Annotated in this window: 26 protein-coding genes and 1 pseudogene; 14 read left to right on the top strand and 13 right to left on the bottom strand. The window is 61.8% G+C overall.

Features of this window, described 5'->3' with window-relative positions; all coding sequences use genetic code 11:
• Positions 1 to 22: 22 nt before the first annotated feature.
• A complete protein-coding gene (locus tag MUO32_RS20880; protein ID WP_257950322.1) occupies positions 23 to 682 on the bottom strand; it encodes a YggS family pyridoxal phosphate-dependent enzyme in 660 nt (219 codons plus the stop codon).
• A gap of 186 nt (positions 683 to 868) precedes the next feature.
• Between MUO32_RS20880 and leuS the strand changes: the two genes are divergently transcribed.
• Genes leuS through holA form a run of 3 tightly spaced genes read left to right on the top strand, consistent with a single transcriptional unit; the run spans position 869 to position 5,041 of the window.
• The gene (gene leuS / locus MUO32_RS20875; protein WP_257950321.1) at positions 869 to 3,499 is read left to right on the top strand and encodes a leucine--tRNA ligase; all 2,631 of its coding nucleotides are present in this window, start codon (positions 869 to 871) and stop codon (positions 3,497 to 3,499) included.
• On the top strand, positions 3,486 to 4,010 hold the full coding sequence (lptE, locus tag MUO32_RS20870; protein ID WP_257950320.1) for an LPS assembly lipoprotein LptE: 525 nt from the start codon (positions 3,486 to 3,488) through the stop codon (positions 4,008 to 4,010). Before leuS ends, lptE begins: the two co-directional genes overlap by 14 nt.
• Complete coding sequence (gene holA / locus MUO32_RS20865) at positions 4,007 to 5,041, top strand: DNA polymerase III subunit delta (protein ID WP_257950319.1); 1,035 nt, start codon at positions 4,007 to 4,009, stop codon at positions 5,039 to 5,041. Before lptE ends, holA begins: the two co-directional genes overlap by 4 nt.
• Before the next feature lie 15 nt (positions 5,042 to 5,056).
• Here holA and MUO32_RS20860 read toward each other — a convergent pair whose 3' ends face one another.
• The 8 genes from MUO32_RS20860 to hemE form a co-directional block, all read right to left on the bottom strand.
• Complete coding sequence (locus tag MUO32_RS20860) at positions 5,057 to 5,950, bottom strand: ParB/RepB/Spo0J family partition protein (protein ID WP_257950318.1); 894 nt, start codon at positions 5,948 to 5,950, stop codon at positions 5,057 to 5,059.
• A gap of 24 nt (positions 5,951 to 5,974) precedes the next feature.
• Positions 5,975 to 6,769, bottom strand: a complete 795-nt coding sequence (locus tag MUO32_RS20855) for a ParA family protein (RefSeq protein ID WP_257950579.1) — start codon at positions 6,767 to 6,769, stop codon at positions 5,975 to 5,977.
• Between the two features lie 15 nt (positions 6,770 to 6,784).
• Positions 6,785 to 7,417, bottom strand: a complete 633-nt coding sequence (locus MUO32_RS20850) for a 16S rRNA (guanine(527)-N(7))-methyltransferase RsmG (protein WP_257950317.1) — start codon at positions 7,415 to 7,417, stop codon at positions 6,785 to 6,787.
• Complete coding sequence (gene mnmG / locus MUO32_RS20845; RefSeq protein WP_257950316.1) at positions 7,414 to 9,303, bottom strand: tRNA uridine-5-carboxymethylaminomethyl(34) synthesis enzyme MnmG; 1,890 nt, start codon at positions 9,301 to 9,303, stop codon at positions 7,414 to 7,416. The genes MUO32_RS20850 and mnmG overlap by 4 nt, the downstream gene beginning before the upstream one ends.
• Before the next feature lie 67 nt (positions 9,304 to 9,370).
• On the bottom strand, positions 9,371 to 10,693 hold the full coding sequence (mnmE, locus tag MUO32_RS20840; RefSeq protein WP_257950315.1) for a tRNA uridine-5-carboxymethylaminomethyl(34) synthesis GTPase MnmE: 1,323 nt from the start codon (positions 10,691 to 10,693) through the stop codon (positions 9,371 to 9,373).
• A 133-nt stretch (positions 10,694 to 10,826) separates the two neighbouring features.
• On the bottom strand, positions 10,827 to 12,092 hold the full coding sequence (rho, locus tag MUO32_RS20835; RefSeq protein ID WP_117371985.1) for a transcription termination factor Rho: 1,266 nt from the start codon (positions 12,090 to 12,092) through the stop codon (positions 10,827 to 10,829).
• A 187-nt stretch (positions 12,093 to 12,279) separates the two neighbouring features.
• The gene (gene hemJ, locus MUO32_RS20830; protein WP_257950314.1) at positions 12,280 to 12,819 is read right to left on the bottom strand and encodes a protoporphyrinogen oxidase HemJ; all 540 of its coding nucleotides are present in this window, start codon (positions 12,817 to 12,819) and stop codon (positions 12,280 to 12,282) included.
• Positions 12,816 to 13,850: a uroporphyrinogen decarboxylase gene (hemE, locus tag MUO32_RS20825; RefSeq protein WP_257950313.1), complete on the bottom strand. Its 1,035-nt coding sequence runs from the start codon at positions 13,848 to 13,850 to the stop codon at positions 12,816 to 12,818. The genes hemJ and hemE overlap by 4 nt, the downstream gene beginning before the upstream one ends.
• A 403-nt stretch (positions 13,851 to 14,253) precedes the next feature.
• Between hemE and MUO32_RS20820 the strand changes: the two genes are divergently transcribed.
• The 5 genes from MUO32_RS20820 to dnaQ are packed head-to-tail and all read left to right on the top strand — an operon-like array spanning position 14,254 to position 17,839.
• A complete protein-coding gene (locus MUO32_RS20820) occupies positions 14,254 to 15,075 on the top strand; it encodes a pyruvate, water dikinase regulatory protein (RefSeq protein WP_257950312.1) in 822 nt (273 codons plus the stop codon).
• 26 nt (positions 15,076 to 15,101) lie between these two features.
• On the top strand, positions 15,102 to 15,695 hold the full coding sequence (locus MUO32_RS20815; RefSeq protein WP_257950311.1) for a Maf-like protein: 594 nt from the start codon (positions 15,102 to 15,104) through the stop codon (positions 15,693 to 15,695).
• Positions 15,688 to 16,545, top strand: a complete 858-nt coding sequence (locus MUO32_RS20810) for a shikimate dehydrogenase (RefSeq protein WP_257950310.1) — start codon at positions 15,688 to 15,690, stop codon at positions 16,543 to 16,545. Before MUO32_RS20815 ends, MUO32_RS20810 begins: the two co-directional genes overlap by 8 nt.
• Positions 16,545 to 17,135 (top strand): dephospho-CoA kinase, encoded by a 591-nt coding sequence (coaE, locus tag MUO32_RS20805; protein WP_257950309.1) that lies wholly within the window; start codon positions 16,545 to 16,547, stop codon positions 17,133 to 17,135. Before MUO32_RS20810 ends, coaE begins: the two co-directional genes overlap by 1 nt.
• Positions 17,135 to 17,839, top strand: a complete 705-nt coding sequence (gene dnaQ, locus MUO32_RS20800) for a DNA polymerase III subunit epsilon (protein ID WP_257950308.1) — start codon at positions 17,135 to 17,137, stop codon at positions 17,837 to 17,839. The genes coaE and dnaQ overlap by 1 nt, the downstream gene beginning before the upstream one ends.
• Positions 17,840 to 17,921: 82 nt before the next feature.
• Here the strand turns inward: dnaQ and secB are convergent, their stop codons facing one another.
• Together secB and MUO32_RS20790 are read right to left on the bottom strand one after the other, a co-directional pair.
• The gene (gene secB, locus MUO32_RS20795; RefSeq protein ID WP_257950307.1) at positions 17,922 to 18,398 is read right to left on the bottom strand and encodes a protein-export chaperone SecB; all 477 of its coding nucleotides are present in this window, start codon (positions 18,396 to 18,398) and stop codon (positions 17,922 to 17,924) included.
• A gap of 95 nt (positions 18,399 to 18,493) precedes the next feature.
• Entirely contained in the window at positions 18,494 to 18,955 is a 462-nt protein-coding gene (locus MUO32_RS20790; protein ID WP_257950306.1) for an FxsA family protein, read from the bottom strand.
• Between the two features lie 153 nt (positions 18,956 to 19,108).
• On the opposite strand from MUO32_RS20790, the gene MUO32_RS20785 reads away from it, so the two are divergent.
• The 5 genes from MUO32_RS20785 to gyrB all read left to right on the top strand — a co-directional run bounded on the left by MUO32_RS20785 (position 19,109) and on the right by gyrB (position 24,434).
• The gene (locus MUO32_RS20785) at positions 19,109 to 19,810 is read left to right on the top strand and encodes a Tim44/TimA family putative adaptor protein (protein WP_257950305.1); all 702 of its coding nucleotides are present in this window, start codon (positions 19,109 to 19,111) and stop codon (positions 19,808 to 19,810) included.
• 13 nt (positions 19,811 to 19,823) lie between these two features.
• On the top strand, positions 19,824 to 20,939 hold the full coding sequence (locus MUO32_RS20780; protein ID WP_257950304.1) for a murein transglycosylase A: 1,116 nt from the start codon (positions 19,824 to 19,826) through the stop codon (positions 20,937 to 20,939).
• Positions 20,926 to 21,492, top strand: a complete 567-nt coding sequence (locus MUO32_RS20775) for a Smr/MutS family protein (RefSeq protein ID WP_257950303.1) — start codon at positions 20,926 to 20,928, stop codon at positions 21,490 to 21,492. The genes MUO32_RS20780 and MUO32_RS20775 overlap by 14 nt, the downstream gene beginning before the upstream one ends.
• Complete coding sequence (locus MUO32_RS20770; RefSeq protein ID WP_257950302.1) at positions 21,489 to 21,869, top strand: helix-turn-helix domain-containing protein; 381 nt, start codon at positions 21,489 to 21,491, stop codon at positions 21,867 to 21,869. The genes MUO32_RS20775 and MUO32_RS20770 overlap by 4 nt, the downstream gene beginning before the upstream one ends.
• Positions 21,870 to 22,001: 132 nt before the next feature.
• Positions 22,002 to 24,434, top strand: coding sequence for a DNA topoisomerase (ATP-hydrolyzing) subunit B (gene gyrB, locus MUO32_RS20765; RefSeq protein ID WP_257950301.1), 2,433 nt, complete (start codon positions 22,002 to 22,004; stop codon positions 24,432 to 24,434).
• Between the two features lie 22 nt (positions 24,435 to 24,456).
• Here the strand turns inward: gyrB and MUO32_RS29410 are convergent, their stop codons facing one another.
• Both MUO32_RS29410 and MUO32_RS20760 read right to left on the bottom strand, forming a co-directional pair.
• Positions 24,457 to 24,642 carry an Ada metal-binding domain-containing protein gene (locus tag MUO32_RS29410; RefSeq protein ID WP_374708705.1) on the bottom strand — a complete coding sequence of 62 codons (186 nt, stop codon included), beginning with the start codon at positions 24,640 to 24,642 and terminating at the stop codon, positions 24,457 to 24,459.
• 60 nt (positions 24,643 to 24,702) lie between these two features.
• On the bottom strand, positions 24,703 to 25,299 hold the full coding sequence (locus MUO32_RS20760; protein ID WP_257950300.1) for a nitroreductase family protein: 597 nt from the start codon (positions 25,297 to 25,299) through the stop codon (positions 24,703 to 24,705).
• A gap of 158 nt (positions 25,300 to 25,457) precedes the next feature.
• Here MUO32_RS20760 and MUO32_RS20755 point away from each other — a divergent pair.
• Positions 25,458 to 25,640 (top strand): annotated as a pseudogene (locus MUO32_RS20755) (succinate-semialdehyde dehydrogenase (NADP(+))); the annotation flags it as partial.

Genomic DNA, 25,640 nt, shown 5'->3' with positions numbered 1-25,640 from the left:
CGTTGCGCTTCGTCAAGTCGTGTCAGCGCGTCCCGAAGATGGCCGAACCGACACGCACCGACGTCGCGCCAAAACCGATGGCCACATCGTAATCGCCGGACATGCCCATGGAGAGTTTTTGCAGACCGCACCGTTCGGCCAGCTTGCCAAGCAGCGCGAAATGCGGGCCGGGATTTTCATCGGCTGGCGGAATGCACATCAGCCCTTCGATGGAAAGGCCGAGTTCCTCGCGGCAGAAGGTCACGAAGGCGACCGTATCGTCAGGTGCGATGCCCGCCTTCTGCGGCTCGAGCCCCGTATTGACCTGGACATAGAGCCGCAGGCTGCGGCCCTGCCGCTTCATCTCGTCGGCAATCGTGCGCGCGATCTTCTCGCGATCGACCGTCTCGATGACATCGAACAGCGCGACAGCCTCGGGGGTCTTGTTGGATTGCAGCGGACCGATCAGATGCAGCGCGATGCCATCGGTTTCGGCGCGCAGCGCGGGCCACTTGCCCTGCGCTTCCTGCACGCGGTTCTCGCCGAAGACCCACTGCCCGGCCGCGATCGCCGGGCGAATCGCATCCGCATCAAATGTCTTGGAGACGGCAACAAGTGTGACCTCGTCCGGCTTGCGGCCAGCCTCGGCTGCCGCCTTCTTCATCCGGCCCTGCACCTCTTCGAGACGGTCCTCAAGCTCCACGGTCACTCTCCATCGCTATCGAAGTCAGGACCTAGCGAAAACGGCGCCGCTTGCCAAGCGCGGCAGGCCCGCGCGGGGCCGGAAAACTTGACGCTTCGGCGGTTTCATGATGAAGGTCTCGCCACCATATTCGCATGGGCGAACCGCCCTCCAAGACTCCCAAAAGACTTCCGGAACATCAAAGACATGGCCACCGAACGTTACAATCCGCGCGATGCCGAGCCCCGCTGGCAGGCAAAATGGAACGATGAAAACGTCTTCCTGACCGACAACGACGATCCGCGCGAAAAGTACTATGTCCTAGAGATGTTCCCCTATCCCTCGGGCCGCATCCATATGGGCCATGTGCGCAACTACGCCATGGGCGATGTGGTCGCGCGCTACAAGCGGGCACGCGGCTACAACGTTCTGCACCCGATGGGCTGGGACGCGTTCGGCATGCCCGCCGAAAACGCCGCCATGCAGAACAAGGTCCATCCGAAGGGCTGGACCTACGAAAACATCGCGACGATGCGCAAGCAGTTGAAGTCGATGGGCCTGTCGCTCGACTGGTCGCGCGAATTCGCCACCTGCGACGTCGAGTATTATCAGCGACAGCAACACCTCTTCCTCGACTTCCTGGAAAAGGGCCTCGTCTACCGCAAGCAGTCCAAGGTGAACTGGGACCCGGTCGATCATACGGTTCTCGCCAACGAGCAGGTCATCGACGGCCGAGGCTGGCGTTCGGGCGCGCTCGTCGAACAGCGCGAACTGACGCAGTGGTTCTTCCGCATCACCGATTTCAGCCAGGACCTGCTCGATTCGCTGGATACGCTCGACCAGTGGCCGGAAAAGGTCCGGCTCATGCAGAAGAACTGGATCGGCCGTTCCGAGGGCATGCTGGTGCGCTGGGAGATCGCCGAAGGTGCAGGCCGCACCGGCGAAAAGGACGTGACCGTCTACACGACGCGTCCCGACACGCTGTTCGGCGCCTCGTTCCTGGCGATTTCCGCCGATCATCCGCTGGCTAAGGAAATTTCTGCCGCCAACCCCGAGATCATGGCCTTCTGCGAAGAATGCCGCCGGGCCGGCACGTCGCTGGCCGCTCTGGAGACCGCCGAAAAGAAGGGCATGGACACCGGTATTCGTGTTCGCCATCCCTTCGACCCCAGCTGGGAACTGCCGGTCTATATCGCGAACTTCGTGCTGATGGATTACGGTACGGGCGCCATCTTCGGCTGCCCGTCCGGCGACCAGCGCGACCTCGACTTCGCCCGCAAATATGACCTGGCGGTCGTTCCGGTCGTCATGCCGAAGGACGGCGACGCCGCCACCTTCACGATCGGCGACGAAGCCTATGTCGGCGATGGCGTGATGATCAATTCGCGCTTCCTCGATAGCCTCGGTACCGAAGAGGCCTTCGAAGAGGTCGCCAGGCGTCTCACCGCCGCCACGCTCGGCAATGCGCCGGTGGGCGAGCGCAAGGTGAACTTCCGTCTGCGCGACTGGGGCATTTCGCGCCAGCGCTACTGGGGTTGCCCGATCCCGGTCATCCATTGCGACGACTGCGGCGTCGTTCCCGTGCCAAAGGCGGATCTGCCGGTAAAACTTCCCGACGACGTCACCTTCGACAAGCCGGGCAACCCGCTCGACCGGCACGCCACCTGGCGCCATGTCGCCTGCCCGCATTGCGGCAAGGATGCCCGTCGCGAGACGGATACGATGGACACCTTCGTCGATTCGTCCTGGTATTTCGCCCGCTTCACCGCGCCGTGGGAAAACAACCCGACGGACCCGGCCGCCGCCAATGCCTGGCTACCGGTGGACCAGTATATCGGCGGCATCGAGCACGCGATCCTTCACCTGCTCTATTCGCGCTTCTTCACTCGCGCCATGCAGGTCGCCGGCCATCTCGACATCAAGGAGCCGTTCAAGGGCCTCTTCACGCAGGGCATGGTGGTGCACGAAACCTACAGCCATGGCGAGGGCGCGAAGCGCGAGTGGGTAACTCCGGTCGAAATCCGCATCGAGGAGCTTGATGGAAAGCGCAAGGCCGTCCATCTCGAATCCGGCGAAGAAATCACGATCGGCTCCATCGAGAAGATGTCGAAGTCGAAGAAGAACGTCGTCGATCCCGACGATATCATCGCCTCCTACGGCGCCGATACCGCGCGATTCTTCGTCCTGTCCGACTCACCGCCGGACCGTGACGTCATCTGGTCGGAAGCCGGCGTCGAAGGGGCACACCGCTTCGTGCAACGTGTCTGGCGCCTCGTTTCCGAGGCCGCTGTAGCCTTGAGGGGCGCCGAGAGCCGTCCGGGTGCGGAAGGCGAGGCCCTGGCCGTCTCGCAGATCGCACACAAGACGCTGAAGGCAGTTCAGGCCGACTACGACAAGCTCGCCTTCAACAAGGCCGTCGCGCGCATCTACGAATTCGTCAACGCGCTTGGCGCGCCATTGACGACCGCCGCCGCCGGCAATGCCTCGCCCGAGCTGGTCTCGGCGCTGCGCGAAGCCGTCAGCATCCTGATCCGCATCGTCGCGCCGATGACCCCGCACCTTTCGGAAGAATGCTGGCGCGAGATCGGCGGCGAAGGCCTCGTTGCCTCCGTCGCCTGGCCGGCCTATGAAGACCGCCTGGTTGCCGAAAACGAGATCACGCTGCCGGTGCAGATCAACGGCAAGAAGCGCGCGGATTTGACAATCGCCCGCGATGCGGACCAGAGTGCGGTCGAAGCCGCCGTGCTCGCGCTCGAGGCCGTACAGGCTGTGCTCGGCGGCCAGCATCCCAAGAAGATCATCGTCGTACCGCAGAGGATCGTGAATGTTGTTGTCTGACGGAACCGGTCTTTTGCGCCTCGCAAAACTCGTCGCCGGCATCGCCCTTGTCGGCGCGCTGGCCAGCTGCCAGGTTCGGCCGCTCTATTCGACCGGTGCCGGTACGGATACGAAGCTCTCGGCCGTCGCCATCTCGCAAGCCGATGACCGGGTGGAGCAGCAGGTCCGCAACGATCTGATCTTCCTCTTCGCTGGCGGCGCCGGCGAAGCGCAGAACGCGATTTACCACCTGGAACTCAACGTCTCCGTCCGCAATATCGGCGTGCTCATCGATGTCACGGATGATATTTCGCGCGCCGGCCGCATCGTCGTTTCGGCAGACTACAACCTGACGAAGACCGAAACCGGCGAAACCGTCACTTCCGGCAAACGCTCCAGCGTCGCCCTTGTCGATTTCCCGGTCCAGGAATTCGCCAAGCTGCGCGCCGTACGGGATGCCGAGAACCGCGCCGCGCGGGAACTGGCAGAGCTTATCCGCGCGGACGTCGCTTCGGCGCTCGCACGGCGATGACCGAAGTCAAGTCGCACGAGTTTGATGCTTTCCTGAAGCGGAAGCCTCTGCCCGTGCGGCTCTTCCTGATCTATGGGCCGGACCGCGGGCTCGTTTCCGAGCGTGCTGCAGCTCTTGCCGCAGCAAGCGGCGTCAATCTTGCCGACGCCTTCTCCGTCATAAAGCTCGATGCTTCGGAAATTGGCAGCCACGCCGGCAAGCTGATGGACGAGATGAACGCCATCGGCCTGTTCGGCGGCGACCGTCTGGTCTGGATCCGCAATGCCGGCAGCGAAAAAGGCATTTCGGACGCACTCGAGATGTTGGCCGCAATGCCGCCGGGCGATTGCACCCTGCTTATCGAGGCCGGAGACCTCAAGAAAGGCGCGGCCTTGCGCAAGGTGGCAGAATCGGCATCGCAAGCCGCCGCCATTGCCTGCTATGCCGATGATGGTCGCGCCCTCCAGGCGCTGATCGATCAGGAACTGGCCGCCGAAGGCTTGCGTATTTCCCCCGCGGCGCGTGGGCGGCTGATGGAAACGATTGGCGGCGACCGTCTCGCCTCCCGCAACGAGGTGCGCAAGCTCGCGCTCTATTGCCGTGGCAAGGAGAGCGTCGAAGAGCAGGATGTCGAGGACATCGTCGGCGACGCGAGCGCCATCTCCACGGACGATGCCATCGACGCCATTCTCAAGGGAGACCGGGATGGCTTTCTTCACGCCATCCAAAAGATCGTCTCATCCAAGACACCGGTCTTCCTTGTCCTGCAAGGTTGCCTCCGGCAGTTCCAGCTTCTGGAAATCATGCGTGCCGAAATGGATGAAAAACGCGCGCCCGCCGGCCAGGTCATGGCAACCTTGGGCCGCCACCTGCATTTCCGCCGCAAACCCATCGTGGAAAACGCTCTGAAAACCTGGACCGGCCCCGCCATCCGCCGGGAAAGCCAGCGCCTGCAGGCCGCCATCCTGCAAAGCCGACAGCGACCGGTGCTGGAAGACACGATCGCCATGCAGACGATGCTGGCGACCGTACTTCAATCAGGTCGCCGCTGAATCCGGCTAAGCTTCTTAGCGACGCTCCAGGAGCCGGCAGATCTCTTCCAGCTGCTCCAGCGTCTTATAGGCGATCCTGAGCTGGCCGCCATTGCCCTTGTGGTTCACGGTAACATCCAGTCCGAGCACGTCCGACAATGTCCGCTCAAGCGCCAGCGTGTCCGCGTCCTTCGCGTCCCTGGGTGCAGCAGCCTGACCGTGATTCGGGTCGTTCTGGGCCTTGATGTCGTTCTGGGCCAGCCGCTCGGCATCGCGCACCGACATGCCCTTGGCGACAACCGCCTTTGCGAGCGCGATGGGATCGGAGGTCGGAATGAGGGCCCGGGCATGTCCCGCCGAAAGCGTACCGGAGGCCAGCATGTCCCGCACCGGCTCGGGCAGTTTCAGCAGGCGAAGGCTGTTGGCCACATGGCTGCGGCTCTTGCCGATGATTTCACCCAGATCGTTCTGCGTGTAACCGTGATCGGCGATCAGCAGCTCATAGCCCATCGCCTCTTCCAGCGGATTGAGGTCCGAACGCTGGACGTTCTCGACGATTGCGATTTCCAGCGCCGTACGGTCGTCTACATCGCGGATGATAACGGGAATCTCGATCAATCCGGAAAGCTGCGCGGCGCGCCAGCGCCGTTCGCCGGCGATGATCTCAAACCGGTTATCCGCCGTCGTGCGCACGACCACCGGCTGGACAATACCATGCTGGCGGATCGAAGACGCAAGATCCTGCAGTTCCGATTCATCGAAATAGCGACGCGGATTGCGTGGATTGCGGCCGACAAACTCGATGGGCACGAGCCGATCCGGATTGACCGCCGGGCGCGCACCGATATCGGCAGCCGGCAATTGATCCATTTCACCGATCAGAGCGGCAAGGCCGCGGCCCAGGCGCCGCTTTGAGTTGTCATCATTCATCGGTTCTACTCACGGGTACGGAAATCAGGCAGCTTTCCGCTGCCTCTCACGCTGGATCACTTCGGAAGCGAGCTGAAGATAGGCCTGACTTCCGGCGCATTTGAGATCGTAGAGAATGGCCGGCTTACCGTAGGACGGTGCCTCGGACACACGCACATTGCGCGGAATAAGTGTGTGATACACTTTTTCCCCGAGATGCGTGCGTACATCATTGACGACCTGCTGCGCCAGATTGTTGCGCGAGTCGAACATGGTCAGCACGATCCCCTGGATATCGAGCCGTGGATTGACGGTACGCCGGACTTGATCGACCGTCTCCAGCAACTGGCTCAAACCCTCCAGCGCGAAAAACTCGCATTGGAGCGGCACCAGCACGGAGTGAGCGGCCGCCAACGCATTCATCGTCAAAAGATTGAACGACGGCGGGCAATCAACCAGCACGTAAGAGTAAGACAACGCCTCGGTCGAGGCCAGGGCGCGCTTGAGGCGAAAGACCCGGTCGTTCTGCTGGGAGATCTCCATCTCGACGCCGAGCAAGTCCATTGTCGATGGGACGATGGAGAGATTCGGCACGGCAGTCGGCATCGCCGTCTCGGCCACGCCGTGACTGCCGACCATCAAGTCATAGGACGAAAGCTCGCGGTTGCGGCGGTCGATCCCGAGACCCGTGCTGGCATTGCCTTGCGGATCGAGATCGACGATCAGCACGCGTTCGCCGATCGCTGCAAGGGCCGTTGCGAGATTGATCGCCGTCGTCGTCTTACCGACGCCGCCCTTCTGGTTCGCAATGGTAATGATCCGGTTCTTTTCGCCTATCATGGACGCCGCCAATCCCTAAGATTTTCGCGAAAGCCTGGCCAGTTCGAGCACGACAGAATCCGGCTCGACGACACTGGCATGTTTTACCAGATCGAATCTCCAGCGACCAAGCGCTTTATCGACCTCCCGTTGGTAATCCCGGCCTTTGTGGAGAAAAAGGCGCAAATCTGGATTGCGCTCCGCCCAGGGAAGGCTGAATTCCATCAAGAGATCGAGGTCGGCAAGGGCTCGCGCCGAGATCGCGTCGCATTCCGCAACGACCAATGGAGCGTCTTCGATACGAATCGCATGCACAGTCGCCCGCGCACCGGTCTCAAGAATCGCCGTTCGCAGAAAGGCAGCCTTCTTGTTGTTGCTCTCCACAAGATGAACCCATCCATCGCCTGTTCCGGCGAGCAGGATACCGGTTACGATGCCTGGAAAACCACCACCGCTGCCCAGATCGGCCCAAATGCGAGGCCCGGGATTGAGCGCATAGATCTGGGCGCTGTCGGCAATATGCCTGCTCCAGACCTCGGCAAGCGTCGACGGCGCCACCAGATTGATGGCTTTTGCCCATTTCTTGAAAAGAGCGACAAAGGTGTTCAGCCGGTCCACAGTTTCACGTGAAACATTCAGACCGTTCAATTCGCGCGGCAGACTCGTCATGCGTGAGCAACCTGATCCCTGTTTTCATCCGGCAAGCGCTTGATATGCACCAGCAACAACGTCAATGCAGCCGGCGTCATGCCATCGACGCGCGCGGCCTGCGCCAGATTGGCCGGGCGTGCGGCGGAGAGTTTCTGCCGCAACTCTATCGACAGACCCGGAAGAACACCGAAATCGAAATCCGGCGGTATCCTGCGGTCTTCCTCGCGGCGTGCCTCGACAATGTCATTTTGCTGACGGTTCATATAGACCGCATAGCTTGCTTCGATCTCGATCGCCTCACGAACCCGCCTGGTAAAGCCGCCCAAGACCTCCGGCCAGATCGGCACCAAGCGCCCGTAGTCGATGTCAGGATAGGCCAGAAGCTCGTAGCCACTTCGACGAACGCCGTCCTGATTGATCTTCAAACCGTGCGTAGTCGCCTCATTGGGAGAAAGTCTGAGATTTCGCAGGCTTTCGCGCGCCGAAGCCATCTCGTCGGACCATACCTCAAACCGGTCGCACCGTTCCTTGCCAACGATACCAAGCGACTGACCCAACGGCGTCAAGCGAACATCCGCATTGTCCGCGCGAAGGGAAAGCCGGTACTCCGCCCGCGACGTAAACATGCGATATGGTTCGGTGACGCCGCGGGAGGTCAAGTCATCCAGCATCACGCCGATGTAGCTGTCCGTTCGGCTGAAGACATGGCCATCGCGTCCGCCGGCACACCGGGCAGCATTCATGCCGGCAACCAGACCCTGCGCCGCGGCTTCCTCATAGCCCGTCGTCCCATTGATCTGGCCGGCAAGGAACAGCCCCGGCTGGCGTTTCACTTCGAGCGTGGCGAACAGCTCACGCGGATCGACGTGGTCATACTCGATAGCATATCCGGGCTGAAGGATCGTTACCTGCTCCAATCCGGGGATGGTGCGGATGAAGGCCTGCTGTACGTCCGCTGGCAGCGATGTCGAGATACCATTCGGATAGACGGTGTCGTCATCGAGGCCTTCCGGCTCCAGAAAAATCTGATGGCCATCCCGCTCACCGAACCTGACGATCTTGTCCTCGATCGAGGGGCAATAACGGGGACCGACGCCTTCGATCTGGCCGGAATACATCGCCGATTTGCCGATATTGTCTTCAATGATCCGGTGTGTCGCCGGTGTCGTGCGCGTCACACCGCATTCGACCTGCGGCGTCGTGATGCGGTCCGTCATAAACGAGAAGGGCACAGGTTCGTCATCCGCCGCCTGGCGGCCGACAGACGCCCAGTCGATCGTGCGACCGTCGAGGCGGGCCGGCGTACCCGTCTTGAGGCGACCGAGTTTTAGGCCCAAACGTTCGAACGTGACGGACAGGCCAAGAGACGGCTGTTCGCCAACACGCCCGGCTGGAATCTTTTCGTTCCCGATATGAATAAGGCCACGAAGAAACGTACCCGTGGTGATAACGACGGCAGCACATGACAGCCGGCGTCCATCCTTCGTATGCAGGCCCGTGACTTTGCCGTCAACGATGTCAAGATCGAACGCATCGCCTTCAATAATGTCGAGGTTGGCAATCGCTGCAATCTCCTGCTGCATCGCCTCGCGATAGAGCTTGCGATCTGCCTGCGTGCGGGGGCCGCGCACAGCAGGGCCTTTGCGGCGATTGAGCAGACGGAACTGGATACCCGCGCGATCCGCCACGCGACCCATGAGGCCATCCAGCGCATCGACCTCGCGAACGAGGTGACCTTTGCCAAGGCCGCCAATAGCCGGATTGCAGGACATGACGCCAATCGTCGATGCCTTGTGGGTCAGGAGCGCCGTTTTTGCGCCAAAACGTGCGGCGGCGGCGGCGGCTTCGGTACCGGCATGACCGCCGCCGACGACAACCACATCGTAGTGTTTTGTATCCGTCATTTTTCACCTACCTGTTTCACGTGAAACGTTCGATTTGACTCGTGCACGTTGTGCTGTTTCACGTGAATCATTTGCCTATGCAAAATTCCGAGAAAATTACGTCGAGAAGATTCTCGACATCGACCCTGCCAGTCACCCTGCCCAAGGAATGGCCGGCCAGGCGAAGATGCTCAGCCTGGATATCCAACCCAACCGCCTCAGCAGCCAAAGCCGACTCTATGTGCCCACGTGCGTCCTGCAGATTGGCAAAATGCCGTTCGCGGGTCGGAAGCGAGAGCGCCTGTCCCGACTCGACATCCGGCAGGAAAGCACGCACCGCATCCAGCAGGTTCGTCATACCCTCTCCGGATTTGACGGAGATCATAACATCCGCAGACCCCGTCGGCAAAGCGGTGTCTCGTTCGTCCGCTTTAGTCAGGACGCGGAGAACCGGGCCGGTATAACCGTCCGTGAGGCCAGTCCATTCAATATCGGGATCACTCGACAGAAGAAGAACGAGATGGGCCTCGGCGATGGACCGCTGCGCGCGCCGAATGCCCTCTTGCTCGACCATGTCATCGGTATCGCGCAAGCCCGCGGTGTCATAGAGACGAACAGCGAAACCCGACAGGTCGAGATCGACATGCAGAACGTCGCGCGTCGTTCCGGGGATATTCGTGACGATGGCAATGTCTCTTTGCGCCAAATAATTGAGAAGGCTGGATTTTCCGGCGTTTGGCGGGCCTGCGATCACGACATTCAAACCATCGCGCACGATTTCACCCGCCTGGAATCCGGACAGATGGTTAACGATTTCCTGTTCCAGCCGGCGCATGTCCTGCCAGATCGTCGATGCGACGGAGCCGGGCACATCCTCCTCATCCGCGAAATCGAGTTCCGCCTCGATCATCGCGCGCGCATGCGTCAAACGTTTCGCCCACGAATCGTAGAGGGTCGAAAGGTGGCCGGAAGCGTGCTCGGCGGCGAGACGCCGTTGCATCTCCGTCTCCGCCGCAACCAGGTCTGCAAGACCTTCCACTGCCACGAGATCCATCCGGCCATTCTGGAAGGCGCGGCGAGAGAATTCACCGGCCTCGGCGGTGCGGAGGCCTTCCAGCGCGCCAAGCGTGGATAGAACGGCTTTGACCGTCGCTCGGCCGCCGTGAATCTGAAGTTCGGCCGTGTCTTCCCCCGTGAAAGAAGAAGGCCCGGGGAAAAACAGGACAAGTCCTTCATCCAGGACAAGACCGTTTCGATCGCGAATCGGCAGGAGAGACGCCCGTCGCGAAACGGGCACGCGTCCGCAGACCGTTTCCAGCGTTTGCCGGCTTTGGGGTCCGCTCAACCTGATGATCGCGACGCCGGAGGGCAGGCTCCCGCTCGACAGAGCAAAAATCGTGTCCTGGCTCACTACATCATCCGTTTCAAAAGTTACGATAGCGAATCGATCAGATCGTTTCGGAAGGGAATCAATCCTCGCTCCTCAAACGAAAATGGCCCCACCTTTCGGCGGGACCATGAAATTCCAGTGCTTGCACCGTCGATCAGGTGTTCATCGAGTCGAAGAAGTCGCCGTTGGTCTTGGTCTGCTTCAGCTTGTCGATAAGGAACTCGATCGCATCGGTCGTACCCATGGGCGCGAGGATGCGGCGCAGGACAAAGATCTTTTGGAGATCCTGGCGCGGCACGAGAAGGTCTTCCTTGCGCGTACCCGACTTGAGGATATCCATGGCCGGGAAGATGCGCTTGTCGGCGACCTTGCGGTCGAGCACGATTTCCGAGTTGCCGGTGCCCTTGAACTCTTCGAAGATGACTTCGTCCATGCGGCTGCCCGTATCGATCAGCGCCGTCGCGATGATCGTCAGCGAGCCGCCTTCCTCGATATTGCGCGCGGCACCGAAGAAGCGCTTCGGGCGCTGCAGCGCGTTGGCATCCACGCCACCGGTCAGAACCTTGCCCGAAGACGGCACGACGGTGTTGTAGGCGCGGCCGAGGCGCGTGATCGAATCGAGCAGGATGACGACGTCACGGCCGTGCTCGACGAGACGCTTGGCCTTCTCAATGACCATTTCAGCGACCTGGACGTGGCGCGTCGCCGGTTCGTCGAAGGTCGAGGAAACGACCTCGCCCTTTACCGAGCGCTGCATGTCCGTCACTTCCTCGGGACGCTCGTCGATGAGGAGGACGATCAGGTAACATTCCGGATGGTTGGCCGTGATCGAATGGGCGATGTTCTGCAGGAGAACGGTCTTACCCGTGCGTGGCGGAGCGACGATGAGGCCGCGCTGGCCCTTGCCGAGCGGCGCCACGAGATCGATGACGCGCGGAGACAGATCCTTCGAGGTCGGGATCTCGAGCTCCATCTTGAAGCGCTCGTTCGGATAGAGCGGCGTCAGGTTGTCGAAATGGACCTTATGGCGGATCTTTTCCGGGTCGTCGAAATTGATCGTGTTGACCTTCAGGAGCGCGAAATAGCGCTCGCCTTCCTTGGGTCCGCGGATCGGGCCTTCGACGGTATCGCCTGTCTTCAGCGAAAAGCGGCGGATCTGCGAGGGTGAGATGTAGATATCATCCGGGCCCGGCAGATAGTTCGCATTGGCCGAGCGCAGGAAGCCGAAACCGTCCTGCAGCACTTCTACGACGCCCTCGCCAATGATCTCGACATCCTGCGATGCCAGCATCTTCAGGATGGCAAACATGAGCTCCTGCTTGCGCATCGTGCTCGCGTTTTCGACCTCGAGTGATTCGGCAAATGCCAGAAGGTCGGTCGGAGTCTTGTTCTTGAGGTCTTGTAGCTTCATTTCGGCCATGAATGGTCCATGCTGCGGGTCTTCGGGATGGGAAAAGGCGTGCGGGTCAAGGACGAACTGCGGGGGATTCGGTGCAGTTCACTGAACGAATACACATGCCATGAAAGATGAGATGGGCGGAAAATAGCGGTTCCCGAGCGCCGTCGCAAGGGGCCTCGTGCATTTCGTCCGTTTTGTCGCGCAACGGCTAAAAGGGTTTGACGACAGCCATGATGACGATGAGGACCATCAGCAGCGCCGGCGCCTCGTTCCAGATGCGCCACTGTCGTCCGGTTTTTTCATTGCGGTCTTCGGCAAAAGCCTTCACGGCACGGCCGAAATAGTGATGAACGCCCGTCAGCAACGCGACAAAAGCGAGCTTGGCGTGCAGCCAGCCGCCCTGAAATCCATAGATCGACCAAGCGAGATAGAGGCCGAGCAGCCAGGCGAGACCCATCGCCGGTTGCATGATCGTGCGGTAGAGCCGCCCTTCCATCACCTTGAAGGTTTCCGACTGGGCCGAGCCACGCGGCGCATCCGTATGGTAGACGAATAGGCGTGGCAGATAGAGCAGGCCCGCCATCCAGGACATCACCGCGATGATGTGCAACGCCTTGATCCAGAGATACAGATCGTCGGGCGGATAAAGGATCAGCAGAAGCGCGAGAACAGCGAAAACGGTAAGCGCAACGGCGGCGCGCAGTCGTGCGCGACGCCCGGCACTCTCGGCCGTCTGCTTCTCGTTCACCGGTTTTGCCCCCGCACCCGCGCAACGAGGCGCGCGACGTTCTCAGGATCGGCCTGTGGCGTGATGCCGTGGCCGAGATTGAAGATCAGCGGACCGTTTCCAAGCGCCTGCAGGATGGCGTCGATGCCCTCGTCGAGCGCTGCACCTCCGGCAACCACGCGCATCGGATCGAGATTTCCCTGAATGGGACCGTCCTTCTGCAACTCGGCGGCGAAAGCGAGCGGCACCGACCAGTCGAGGCCGATCGCATCGGCGCGCGTGTCCTGCCGATAGGTTTTCAAGAACAGGCCGGCACCTTTGGCAAAGGCGATGATCTTTGCCTGGGGTCGGCGGGATTTGACGGAATCGATGATCTTGCGGACCGGCTTTATCGCTAACTCCGAAAATTCCTTTTCGCCGAGAACGCCCGCCCAGGAATCGAAAATCTGGACGGCATCCGCGCCGGCATCAATCTGGGCGACGAGATAATCGGCGGAAAGATCCGCGAGCGTATCGAGGAGATGCGCAAAGGCTTTCGGTTCCCTGTAGGCGAAAAGCCGGGCCGGCGCCTGGTCGGGCGTGCCGTGGCCGGCGATCATGTAGGTCGCAACCGTCCAGGGCGCGCCACAGAAGCCGAGCAGCGCCGTTTCCTCGGGAAGGGTACCCCGCAGGCGCTCGACGGTCTCCAGGACGGGCTTGAGGTGATCCAGGACACCTTTGCCCTCGAGAGCAAGGATCCCGTCCGCGTCGATCGGATCAAGACGTGGACCGTGTCCCTCTTCGAAGCGGACGTTCCGCTTCAGCGCATCGGGGATGACGAGGATGTCGGAAAACAGGATCGCCGCGTCGAAGCCATAGCGGCGGATCGGCTGCAGCGTCACTTCCGTCGCCAGCTCCGGCGAGTAACAGAGATCGAGGAAACTCCCGGCAGCGGCACGCGTTGCCCTGTACTCCGGCAAGTAGCGGCCTGCCTGGCGCATTAGCCAGAGGGGAGGAGGAGAGACCGTCTTCCCGTTGAGGACATCGACGATCTTCCGGTTTTTCGAGGACACCGCAGGGTTCTCCCAATAATGAAATAATCTCTTAGAGAAGGTTTCTATTTCTTAGAGTCGGTGACTATCAAGGATTAAATCCTCTCCACATGAATCCTGCTTTGTTCCACGGCCTGGGGAAAAAGCGGACCGCATCCGCCGATTTTGTCGGAGAATCTTGGGAAACCGGATTCCCTCTATGGAATCAAGGCGATCTGACTACCTCGAAAAATTGCTGTCTGTGGATAGTCTGTGGAGAAGCGCGACACTTTGCCGTGTCATGAGTCTTATCCACATGCCGGGAGAATCCGTCTCCCGCAAACCGCCAATTGTGGATAAATCGGCACTTATCCTCTTGCGTCCCGACCGCGGCGGCTTTTAGCTCACACTTGTCCCAGTCCATCAACAGGGCGCGGAGGATATTGTGGAAAGCACCAAAAACTACTTCCATCTGCACCTGATATCGGACTCGACGGGCGAGACTCTCATCGCCGCCGGCCGGGCCGCCGCCGCGCAGTTCCAGTCCTCGCAGGCGCTGGAGCATGTCTATCCGCTGATCCGAAACCGCAAACAGCTGATGCCTGTGCTCGATGCGATCGACGGTGCGCCGGGCATCGTGCTCTACACGATCGTCGATCGGGAACTGTCCGACGTCATCGACCAGCGCTGCCGGGACATGGGCGTACCCTGCGTGTCCGTGCTCGAACCGGTCATCGATCTCTTCCAGTCCTATCTCGGTGCGCCATCGCGCCGGCGGGTGGGCGCGCAGCATGTGATGAATGCGGAATATTTCGCGCGCATCGATGCGCTCAATTTCACGATGGATCACGATGACGGGCAATTGCCGGCCGATCTTGAGGAGGCGGATGTCATCCTGATCGGGATCAGCCGGACTTCCAAGACACCGACCAGCATCTATCTCGCCAACCGCGGCATCAAGACGGCGAATGTGCCGATCGTTCTCGGCGTGCCGTTGCCCGAGCGTCTGTCGACGACGGAAAAGCCGCTGGTCGTAGGGCTCATCGCCACGACGGACCGGATCGCCCAGGTGCGGCAGAACCGGATTCTCGGCCAGACGCAGGATTTTCGCGGCGACGACTATGTCGACCGGGCGCAAATCTCCGAGGAATTGAAATATGCCCGTGCGCTTTGTGCGCGCAACAACTGGCCGATCATCGACGTCACGCGCCGTTCCATCGAGGAAACGGCGGCCGCCATCGTTGCTCTTCGCCCGAAGCTCCGCTAACGCGGAAGGAGAATTGGGAGAAATCGATGACGCTGATCCTTGCCTCGCAAAGCCCCTTCCGGCGCATGCTGATGGAAAATGCCGGTCTGAGCTTTACGACGGAAGCGGCCCGGATCGACGAGCGGGCGGTGGAGACCGCGCTTGCGGCGCGCAATCCATCGCCACAGGACGTCGCCGAGACGCTGGCCATCGAGAAGGCGCGTGAGGTTGCCGGGCGCCATCCGGGTGCGCTTGTCATAGGATCGGACCAGACGCTGTCGCTGGACGGCCGGGTGTTTCACAAGCCCGCAGACATGGTCGAAGCGAAATCGCACCTCACGTCCATGGCGGGTCGCATCCATTCGCTGAATTGCGGCATCGCGCTGGTTCGGGACGGCGAGACGCTGTGGAGCGACGTCTCCGTTGCGCATCTCACGATGCGGCCACTGTCGGAAAGCTTCATTGACCGCCATCTTTCACGTGTCGGCGACAAGGTGCTGGCGAGCGTCGGCGCCTACCAGCTGGAAGGCGAGGGCGTGCAGCTTTTCGAGCGCATCGACGGCGACTATTTCACCATTCTCGGCCTGCCGCTTCTTCCGCTGCTGGCTAAGCTTCGCGATCTCGGTGCAATCGATGCATGATTCACGTGAAACATTTTTGCGCAACGCCTTCGTCACGGGCTGTCCGGTCAAGCATTCGCGCTCGCCGCTGATCCATGGTCATTGGCTGAAAACGCTGGGTCTCGAGGGATCCTATACCCGGCAGGAAGTTGCGCCGGAAGATTTCGCCGGTTTCGTTTCCCGGTTGAAGAGTGGGAAATCCGGCTTTGTCGGCGGCAATGTCACCCTTCCGCACAAGGAGAGGGCTTTCAGCCTCGCCGACCAGCCGGATGCGCTGAGCGAGGAACTCGGCGCGGCGAATACGCTCTGGCTGGAAGGCGGTGTGCTTCACGCCACCAACACGGATGGCTATGGATTTCTCGCCAATCTCGATGCGGCGGCTTCCGATTGGGACAGGACGGAGCGCGCAGTCGTGCTCGGGGCGGGCGGCGCCAGCCGGGCGATCCTACAGGCGGTGCGCGATCGGGGCGTCGGTGAAATCCACGTCGTGAACCGCACGTTCGCACGGGCGCAGGAGCTTGCTGACCGGTTTGGTCAGAAGGTGCACGCCCATGCCATGGCTGCGCTGCCGGAGGTGATGAAAGGCGCAGGCCTGTTCGTCAACACGACTTCGCTCGGCATGGACGGTGACGAAGCGCCCGATTTCGATTTCTCGCCGCTCGCCGAAGGCGCTGTCGTCACCGATATCGTCTATGTACCGTTGATCACGCCGATCCTGCGCCAGGCGGTGGATCAGGGTTTTGCCGTGGTTGATGGTCTCGGCATGTTGTTGCATCAGGCAGCACCCGGCTTTGAAAAATGGTTCGGCGTTCGCCCGGCCGTGGACGACGCACTGCGCCAGCTTATCCTTGCGGATATGGAGAAACATTGATGATCGTGCTCGGCCTCACCGGATCGATCGGCACGGGAAAATCGACCACCGCAACCATGTTCCACGATCTCGGTGTGCCGGTGCACGATGCGGACGCGACGGTCCATGATCTCTACCGTCGCGAGGCCGTGACGCCGGTTGCGGAGCGTTTTCCCGAGTCGCTGAAGGATGGGACTATCGATCGCAAGGTCTTGTCCGCGATCCTGTCGCAGGCGCCGGAACGGTTTCGCGAACTGGAAGCCGTCATTCATCCGCTGGTGCGCGCACGGGAAATGGCGTTCCTCGAAGCGGAACGGAAAAACGGCTCGGCCCTCGTCGTTCTCGATATTCCGCTTCTCTACGAGACCGGTGGCGAACAGCGCGTCGACAAAGTCGTGGTCGTCACGTGCGATGCCCAGACGCAGCGCCGGCGCGTGCTGGCCCGGCCCGGGATGACGGAAGAAAAATTCGCGCTCATCCTCTCACGCCAGATGCCCGATGTGGAAAAGCGCAAGCGTGCCGATTTCATCGTCCATACCGACGAGGGACTTGAAGCGGCGCGCAAACAGGTGGAAGAGGTGATCGAAACGTTGAAGCAAGGGCGGGACTGATGCGCGAGATCATCTTCGATACGGAAACCACCGGCCTCGACAACAAGCTCGACCGCGTCATCGAAATTGGCGGCGTGGAGCTGGAAAACCATTTCCCGACCGGCCGCACCCTGCACCTCTACATCAATCCGGGTGACCGCAAAGTCCATCCCGATGCGCTCGCCGTGCACGGCATCACGGATGAATCCTTGAAGGACAAGCCGCCCTTCGCCGCCGTGGTCGACCAGATTCTCGAGTTTTTTGGCGACGCCCGCTGGGTGGCGCACAATGCCAATTTCGACATGGGCTTCATCAATGCCGAGCTAGACCGTCTCGGCCGGCCGCCGATCCTGATGGAAACGGTGACGGACACGCTGGCACTCGCCCGCCGAAAGCATCCGATGGGGCCGAACTCGCTCGATGCGCTCTGCCGTCGCTATGGCATCGACAATTCGCACCGCACGCGCCACGGCGCATTGCTCGACTCCGAACTGCTCGCCGAAGTCTATATCGAGATGATCGGCGGCCGGCAGGCGGCGCTCGGTCTCGGTTCTGCGGAAAATGGCCGCCGGACATTCGTCGATGCCGAGGATGAGGTGATCCTGCCGCTCGGCGCCCGCCCGCGGCCGCTGGCGCCCCGGCTTACCGATGCCGAACGTGCAGCGCACGATGCCATCGTGGAAAACATGGGTGCAAAGGCGATCTGGGGAAAATACGACGCCTGAATCCGGCTCAGCATCTGTCCTGAAAGGAAAACGGCCGGTCACCAGGTGACCGGCCGTTTCCATTTACGACGTGTAAATCGGCTTAGTTGGCCTGAACCTTCGCCTTGATCTGTTCTTCAGCCATACGCTGGGAGAACATCTGGGCAAAGTCGATCGGGTCGATCATCAGCGGCGGGAAGCCGCCGTTGCGGGTTGCGTCGGAAATGATCTGGCGGGCGAAGGGGAAGAGCAGGCGCGGGCACTCGATGAAGAGAACCGGCAGCATGTGCTCCTGCGGGAAGCCCGTGACGCGGAAGACGCCGCCATAGGCGAGTTCGGCGTTGAAGAGCATCTTGTCGCCGTCCTTGGCTTCCGCATTGAGCGAGAGGATGACGTCGAAGTCGGTCTCGGAGAGCGGGTTGGCGTTGACGTTGACGCTGATATTGATGGCCGGAGCCTTGTCGCGGGCCTGCAGCGACCGCGGAGCACCCGGGTTTTCGAAGGAGAAGTCCTTCACATACTGCGCCAGGATGTTGAGCGAGGGGCTCGCGGCGTTGGTGTCGGTTGCTGCGTCGGTCATGGAAGTATCCTTGGGGACTTTGGCGTGGGACGTTGGAAAGTCAGGCCATCTAGCATTTCGGCCCCAGCCTTACAACCCTGGGACCTCCGGGACGGCTAGGATCGGTCGTCGCGGCGGTAGTCGTTTTCGTCGAGATCGATGGTGCGCTGGGGCCCTGTCTGAGGCTGCCCCTGGCCGGGACGCATGCCGCCGATATCGACGACGACGATGTTGCGCATCAGCCGATTCCAGAGAAGGGTCCGCACTGGCGGCAGGAACAAGGCCAGGCCGACGACGTCGCTGATAAAGCCGGGGATCAGAAGCAGGATACCGGCAATCATGATCATCGCCGCATCGAGCAATTCTTTGCCGGGCGCGCCGCCGTCCTGGCCGGATCGCTTCAGCCGCGTCAGAACGCCAAAACCCTGGATGCGCATCAGCACGATGCCGGCGACACCGGAGAGCACGACGAGCGAAAGTGTCGGCATGAGGCCGATGCGCCGCCCGACGAGAATGAAGCAGGCAATCTCCGCCAGCGGCAGGAGAAGGAAGAAAAGGGGAAGAAGGATTCTCAACATGCGTTGCCAATCTCGCACAGATTTGCGTCATTCGATACTGCCGACCGGTCTTCTGCGCGTCTTCGCCACATTCACGTCATCGCCATTTGAATGATCCGACATTGCGGACTATATGGAAAAGGAACAAAAAACAGAAACCGCAGCGGATCGATAATGGGCTCATTCGACTTTGTAACGATTTTCTTCCTCGTGGCTGCGGTGGTCATCTTCCTGCAATTGCGCAGCGTGCTTGGCCGCCGCACCGGCAGCGAGCGCCCGCCCTTCGATCCCTATTCGAAGCGCGAGAGCGCCGCCGAAACTGATTCGGCCGATCGCGGCAAGGTGGTGACGCTGCCGAAGCGCGACGCGGACGAGGACGAAAATCCCTACGCCGCCATCGATTCGTTCACCCCTGCCGGTACGCCGCTCAACGAACAGCTGCGAGCGCTGGTGAAGACGGACCCGTCCTTCGACCCGAAGGAATTCGTCAACGGCGCCCGCATGGCCTACGAGATGATCGTCGTCGCCTTTGCCGATGGCGACCGCAAGACGCTGAAGAACCTTCTGTCGCGCGAAGTCTACGAAGGGTTCGATGCGGCGATCTCCGAACGCGAGAGCAAGGGCGAGGTCGTACGCTCCAGCTTCGTCGGCATCGAGAAGGCCGATCTTGTCGGCGCCGAGGTCAAGGACAGCGAGGCCAATGTGACGGTGCGCATCATCAGCCAGCTGATCTCTGCCACCTATGACAAGGCCGGCGCGCTGATCGACGGCGATGCGGAAACGGTGGCCGAGGTCAACGACCTCTGGACATTCGCCCGCGATATCCGTTCGAGAGATCCGAACTGGAAGCTGATCGCCACCGAATCGGAAGGCTGAGCGAGGCAAGCCCATGGACTATCGTCTGGTTCCGGCCCGGTTTTCGGCGCTTCCCGGCTGGGACGAGGACGACCCGACGCCGCTGATGGCGGGTTTGGCCCGCTGTCGCGACCATATCCGCGACGTAAAGCCCTACAAGACAGGCTCGCTCGGCATCACCGCCGGCGAGCTTTTGGCTTTGCTGGATGCGGCGGCGGCGGAAAAACCGCAGGGCGCCGCTGCCGTGCGCGCCTTCTTCGAGGCGCAGTGCGTGCCGTTCCTGATCGAGAAGGCCGATGGTTCCGCCGGCTTCGTCACCGCCTTCTACGAGCCTGAAGTGGCCGTGAAGGCAGAGCCGGATGCAGACTACCGTTATCCCTTCTACCGCCGGCCCGACGACCTGGTCGATATCGACGACGGCAATCGCCCCGACGGCTTTCCCGATGGCTACGCTTTCGGGCTTCGGAAGGACGGCCAGATCGTCGAGCATCCGGATCGCGGTGAAGTGGAACGCGGTTATCTCGCCGGCCGCGGCCTCGAAATCGCCTATGCCCGCTCGAAGGTCGATGTCTTCTTTGCCCATGTGCAGGGCGCGGCGCGGCTGGTCTATCCCGATGGATCGGTGAAGCGCGTGACCTACGCCGCAAAGACCGGCCATCCCTTTTCGGCCACCGGCAAGCTTCTGATCGATCGCGGCGAGATCGATGCCGCGACCGTTTCCATGGCCTCGATCCGCGACTGGCTGGCGCGGCATGAGGACCAGGTGGACGAAGTCCTCTGGCACAACCGCTCCTTCATCTTTTTCAAGGAAGCGGCGGTGGACGGATCTGCCCTCGGGCCGATCGCCGCCGCCAAGGTGCCGCTCATCGCCGGCCGCTCGCTGGCCGTCGACCGGATGATCCACACTTTCGGCCTGCCCTTCTTCATTTCGAGCGACAGCCTCACCCATATGGACGGCGGCAAGCCGTTCCGCCGGCTGATGCTGGCGCTCGATACGGGCACGGCCATCGTCGGCCCGGCGCGCGGCGATATCTTTACGGGGTCGGGCGATGCCGCAGGCGCGCTGGCGGGCCATGTGCGCAATGCCGCGACCTTCCACCTCCTCATCCCCAGGGCGGCAGCGGAGCGCTACCTCCATGCCCAGGGATAAGACGCTTTCCAGCGAGGAGCGCATCCTCTGGGGCAAGGTGGCGCGCTCGACGCGCGCCATGCCGGGCAAGCTTGACGCTTTGACGGAATTCGAGGCTGCCTTCGCCGAGAAGGTTTCCGAGGAGAAAGCGCCGGAGCCGAAGACGAGCAAGGCGGAAAAGCCGGCCGCCGAGGGCATTGCGCTCACCATCGGCCGCGGCAAGGATACGAAACACCATCCGCTGGAGCGTCCGGTCAAGCGCAAGATCGCCAAGGGCCATTTGGCGCTTGAGGCGCGCATCGACCTGCACGGCATGATCCAGAGCGAAGCACACGGCTTCCTGCTCGGCTTCCTCATCAAGGCGCATGGACGGGGCCTGCGCCATGTGCTCGTCATCACCGGCAAGGGCACCTCGATCGGCAGCGACGGCGCCTTGAAGCGGGCGGTGCCGCTGTGGTTCTCCCTGCCGGAATTCCGTCCGCTGATCTCCTCCTACGAGCCCGCCGCGCGCAACCATGGCGGCGAGGGTGCGCTCTATGTCCGTCTCGCCCGCCTGCCGGGGGAGAGGCGATGACGACACCCTTCGGCAAGGCCGTGCGGCATCTTCGGGACCGCAAGGGCGTCTCGCAGAAGGACATGGCGGCCGCGCTCGGCGTCAGCCCCGCCTATCTTTCGGCGCTGGAGCATGGCAAGCGTGGCATGCCGAGCTTCGATTTCCTCCAGCGCGTCGCGGGCTATTTCAACGTCATCTGGGACGAGGCGGAAGAGCTCTTCCGGATTGCGCAGATTTCCGACCCGCGCGTGGTGGTCGATACGGCGGGCCTGCCGCCGGAATATACGGCCTTTGCCAATCGCCTTTCGGCCGAAATCGCCACCCTGCCGCCCGAGACCGTGCGCCGTCTTGCCGGTATTCTCGAAAAAGCGTGCAATTCCCGGGTAAAACCGGTTTGATCCCCTGAATTCTGCCGTGTTTACGGCTCTCAGATTTGGAACTTGGGGCCACAATCCCTATATTCCAAGACTTGGAAAGCGGTGATTCGCCGCGCTTCCCGCCTTCAGCGAAACTTCTGGAAAGACGTTTGAATGACCGATGCACCCGAGACCGACAGCGGCCCGGCCGAGTATGGCGCAGATTCGATCAAGGTCCTCAAGGGCCTCGATGCCGTGCGCAAGCGCCCGGGCATGTATATCGGCGATACCGATGACGGTTCGGGTCTGCATCACATGGTCTACGAGGTCGTCGACAACGCGATCGACGAGGCGCTGGCCGGCCATGCCGATATCGTGACGGTCACGCTGAATGCCGATGGTTCCGTAACGGTCACCGACAACGGTCGCGGCATTCCCACGGATATCCACAAGGAAGAGGGCGTTTCGGCGGCCGAGGTCATCATGACCCAGCTCCACGCCGGCGGTAAGTTCGACCAGAATTCCTACAAGGTCTCGGGCGGCCTGCACGGCGTGGGCGTTTCCGTGGTGAACGCGCTGTCGGTCAAGCTGAAGCTGAAGATCCGCCGCGCCGGCAAGATCCACGAGATGAGTTTCACGCACGGCGTGGCCGATGCGCCCCTGGCGGTGACCGGCGATTGCGGCGGCGAGACCGGCACGGAAGTAACCTTCCTGCCGTCGAGCGACACCTTCACCAACATCGAATTCGTCTATTCGACGCTCGAACATCGCCTTCGCGAACTCGCCTTCCTGAATTCCGGCGTGCGCATCCTGCTCACCGACCGCCGCCATTCGGATGTCAAGCAGGACGAACTGATGTACGAGGGCGGCCTCGAAGCCTTCGTGCACTATCTCGACCGCGCGAAGAAGTCGCTGGTCTCGAAGCCCATCGCCATCCGCGGCGAAAAGGACGGCATCACCGTCGAAGTGGCCATGTGGTGGAACGACAGCTACCACGAGAACGTGCTCTGCTTCACCAACAACATCCCGCAGCGCGACGGCGGCACGCATATGGCGGGCTTCCGCGGCGCGCTGACCCGCCAGGTCGTCTCCTATGCCGATACGTCCGGCATCATGAAGCGCGAAAAGGTGACGCTGCAGGGCGAGGATTGCCGTGAGGGCCTGACGGCCGTGCTGTCGGTCAAGGTTCCGGACCCGAAATTCTCCTCGCAGACCAAGGACAAGCTGGTCTCCTCAGAGGTTCGCCCGGTCGTGGAAAACCTCGTCAACGAGGCGCTTTCCACCTGGTTCGAAGAACATCCGTCGGATGCGAAGATTCTCGTCGGCAAGGTGGTCGAAGCCGCTGCGGCCCGCGAAGCCGCGCGCAAGGCCCGCGAACTGACGCGGCGCAAGGGCGCGCTCGACATCTCGTCGCTGCCCGGCAAGCTCGCCGACTGCTCCGAACGCGATCCGGCCAAGTCCGAAGTCTTCCTCGTCGAGGGCGATTCGGCCGGCGGTTCGGCCAAGCAGGGCCGGTCGCGCGAAAACCAGGCCATTCTCCCGTTGCGTGGAAAAATCCTGAATGTCGAGCGCGCGCGCTTCGACAAGATGTTGTCCAGCCAGGAAATCGGTACGCTGATCACCGCGCTCGGCACGTCGATCGGCAAGGACGAATTCAACGCCGACAAGCTGCGTTACCACAAGATCATCATCATGACGGACGCCGACGTCGACGGCGCCCATATCCGTACCCTGCTGCTCACCTTCTTCTTCCGGCAGATGCCGGAGCTGATCGAGCGCGGCCACCTCTACATCGCCCAGCCGCCGCTCTATAAGGTGGCGCGCGGCAAATCGAGCCAGTACCTGAAGGATGAAAAGGCACTGGAAGAATACCTGATCAATTCCGGTCTCGACGATGCGGTGCTGGAATTGGGCTCCGGCGAAGTGCGCGCCGGCCAGGATATTCGCGAGCTGATCCAGGACGCGCTGCGCCTGCGCACGCTGATCGATGGCCTGCATTCGCGCTATAGCCGCTCGATCGTCGAACAGGCGGCGATTACCGGTGCACTGAACCTCGAACTCAGCCATGACCGCGAAGCCTATGCCGCCAAGGCGGACGAGGTCGCCCGTCGTCTCGATCTTATCGCCGAGGAGACGGAACGCGGCTGGACGGGTTCCGTCACGACCGATGGCGGCCTGCGCTTCGAGCGCATGGTGCGCGGTGTCAAGGAATTCGCTCATATCGATATGGCGTTGATCGGTTCGGCAGATGCCCGCCACATCGACCAGCTGTCGGTGCGTTTCCTCGACACCTACACGGTGCCGCCGGTGTTGCGCCGCAAGGATGGCCAGGTGGAAATCACCGGTCCGCGCGCCCTGCTGGACGCCGTCTTTGCCGCCGGCCGAAAGGGCCTGTCGATGCAGCGCTACAAGGGCCTCGGCGAGATGAACGCCGAGCAGCTCTGGGAAACGACGCTCGATCCCAACGTCCGCTCGCTCCTGCAGGTCAAGGTTCCCGACGCAACGGATGCCGACGGTCTTTTCGCCCGCCTGATGGGGGACGAGGTGGAGCCGCGCCGCGACTTCATCCAGGAAAACGCGCTGAGCGTCGCAAACCTCGATATTTAACGGACGATCGAGACGCCCGCCGTCATGCGGCGGGCGCGTCCGGCTTGCAGCGTTTGCAGGCCCGATAGCCGGCTTCCGATGCCTGGCCGGCGCTGCGTAGAAGCGGACATTTTTCCTGAGCGGCGCCGGACGGCCAGCCGAAGCGGCAATAGATACCGCTCGACGAAACGGCATAGACCCCATTCTGGCATGCATCACGCGCCGTCAGCGCCTCTCAGAGGCGGTCGTCGTCAGGCATTTGCATGCCTATCGCTCCGGTATAGCCGGATCAGGGGGCGATGAAGCGTCCTTCGGAGGCGAACTCCGCGACCTTCTTGCGACCGCTTGGCACCTCGCGCTTCAGGAGGTCCTCCGGCAGGGTTTCCTTGGGCGCGATCTTGCCGATGGCGACGGCCGCTTCCACCCGAAAACCGTCGGAAATGCCGAGAACCTCTTGCGCCTTTTCCCTGTCGATGCCGCCCATGCCGTGTGCATGATAGCCGGCATGGATCGCCTGCAGCGCGAGATAGCCCCAGGCCGTGCCGGTGTCGAAGGCATGGGTATAGGCCGGACGCATCTCGCCCGCGGCATTCTTGCGGTGGGTCTGAGAAATGATGACGATGAGCACCGAAGCCTTGTCCGCCCAGCGGCGGTTGCCCTCGTCGAGCGTGTCGTAGATCGTCTGGAACGCTTCGGTGCCGCGATGGCCGTAGACGAAATACCACGGCTGGCCGTTCGCGGCCGACGGCGCCCAGCGCGCGGCTTCGAACAGCGACAGCAGCGTATCCTGCAGCATGGCCTCGCCGGTGAAGGCGCGGGGCGACCAGCGGTCGAGGAAGACGGGGGCGATGGCGTGGTCGGCGGCGCGGCCGGTGGGATGGGTCATTGTAAGCCTCATATCAAAATCTGCCCGCCGACCTTAGACCCGTCGGCGAGCGCCGCGAAGCGTCAAAATCGCATGCCTGCTGCATTGTCGAAGGGGTGGCGGAGGCAATATAACGCTTGCCGACACATGAGACGACATCGCGAAATGGGAGAACTCCGATGACCTTGAAAGACCCGAGCCTGCTGCGTCAGGCGGCACTGGTTGGCACGCGCTGGATCGAAGCTGACGGCAGCGGCATCGCGGTGAAGAACCCTGCGACGGGTGAGCTTGTCGGATACGTGCCGAAGCTCGGTGCTGCGGAAACCAAGGAAGCCATCGACGCGGCCGCCGTCGCCCAGAAG

It is taken from the genome of Shinella sp. CPCC 101442, from assembly GCF_024704725.1.
In the GTDB taxonomy this organism is placed as follows: Bacteria; Pseudomonadota; Alphaproteobacteria; order Rhizobiales; family Rhizobiaceae; genus Shinella.
Note: the sequence above shows the minus strand (reverse complement) of the source record. Positions and strands in the feature narration are given on the sequence as shown.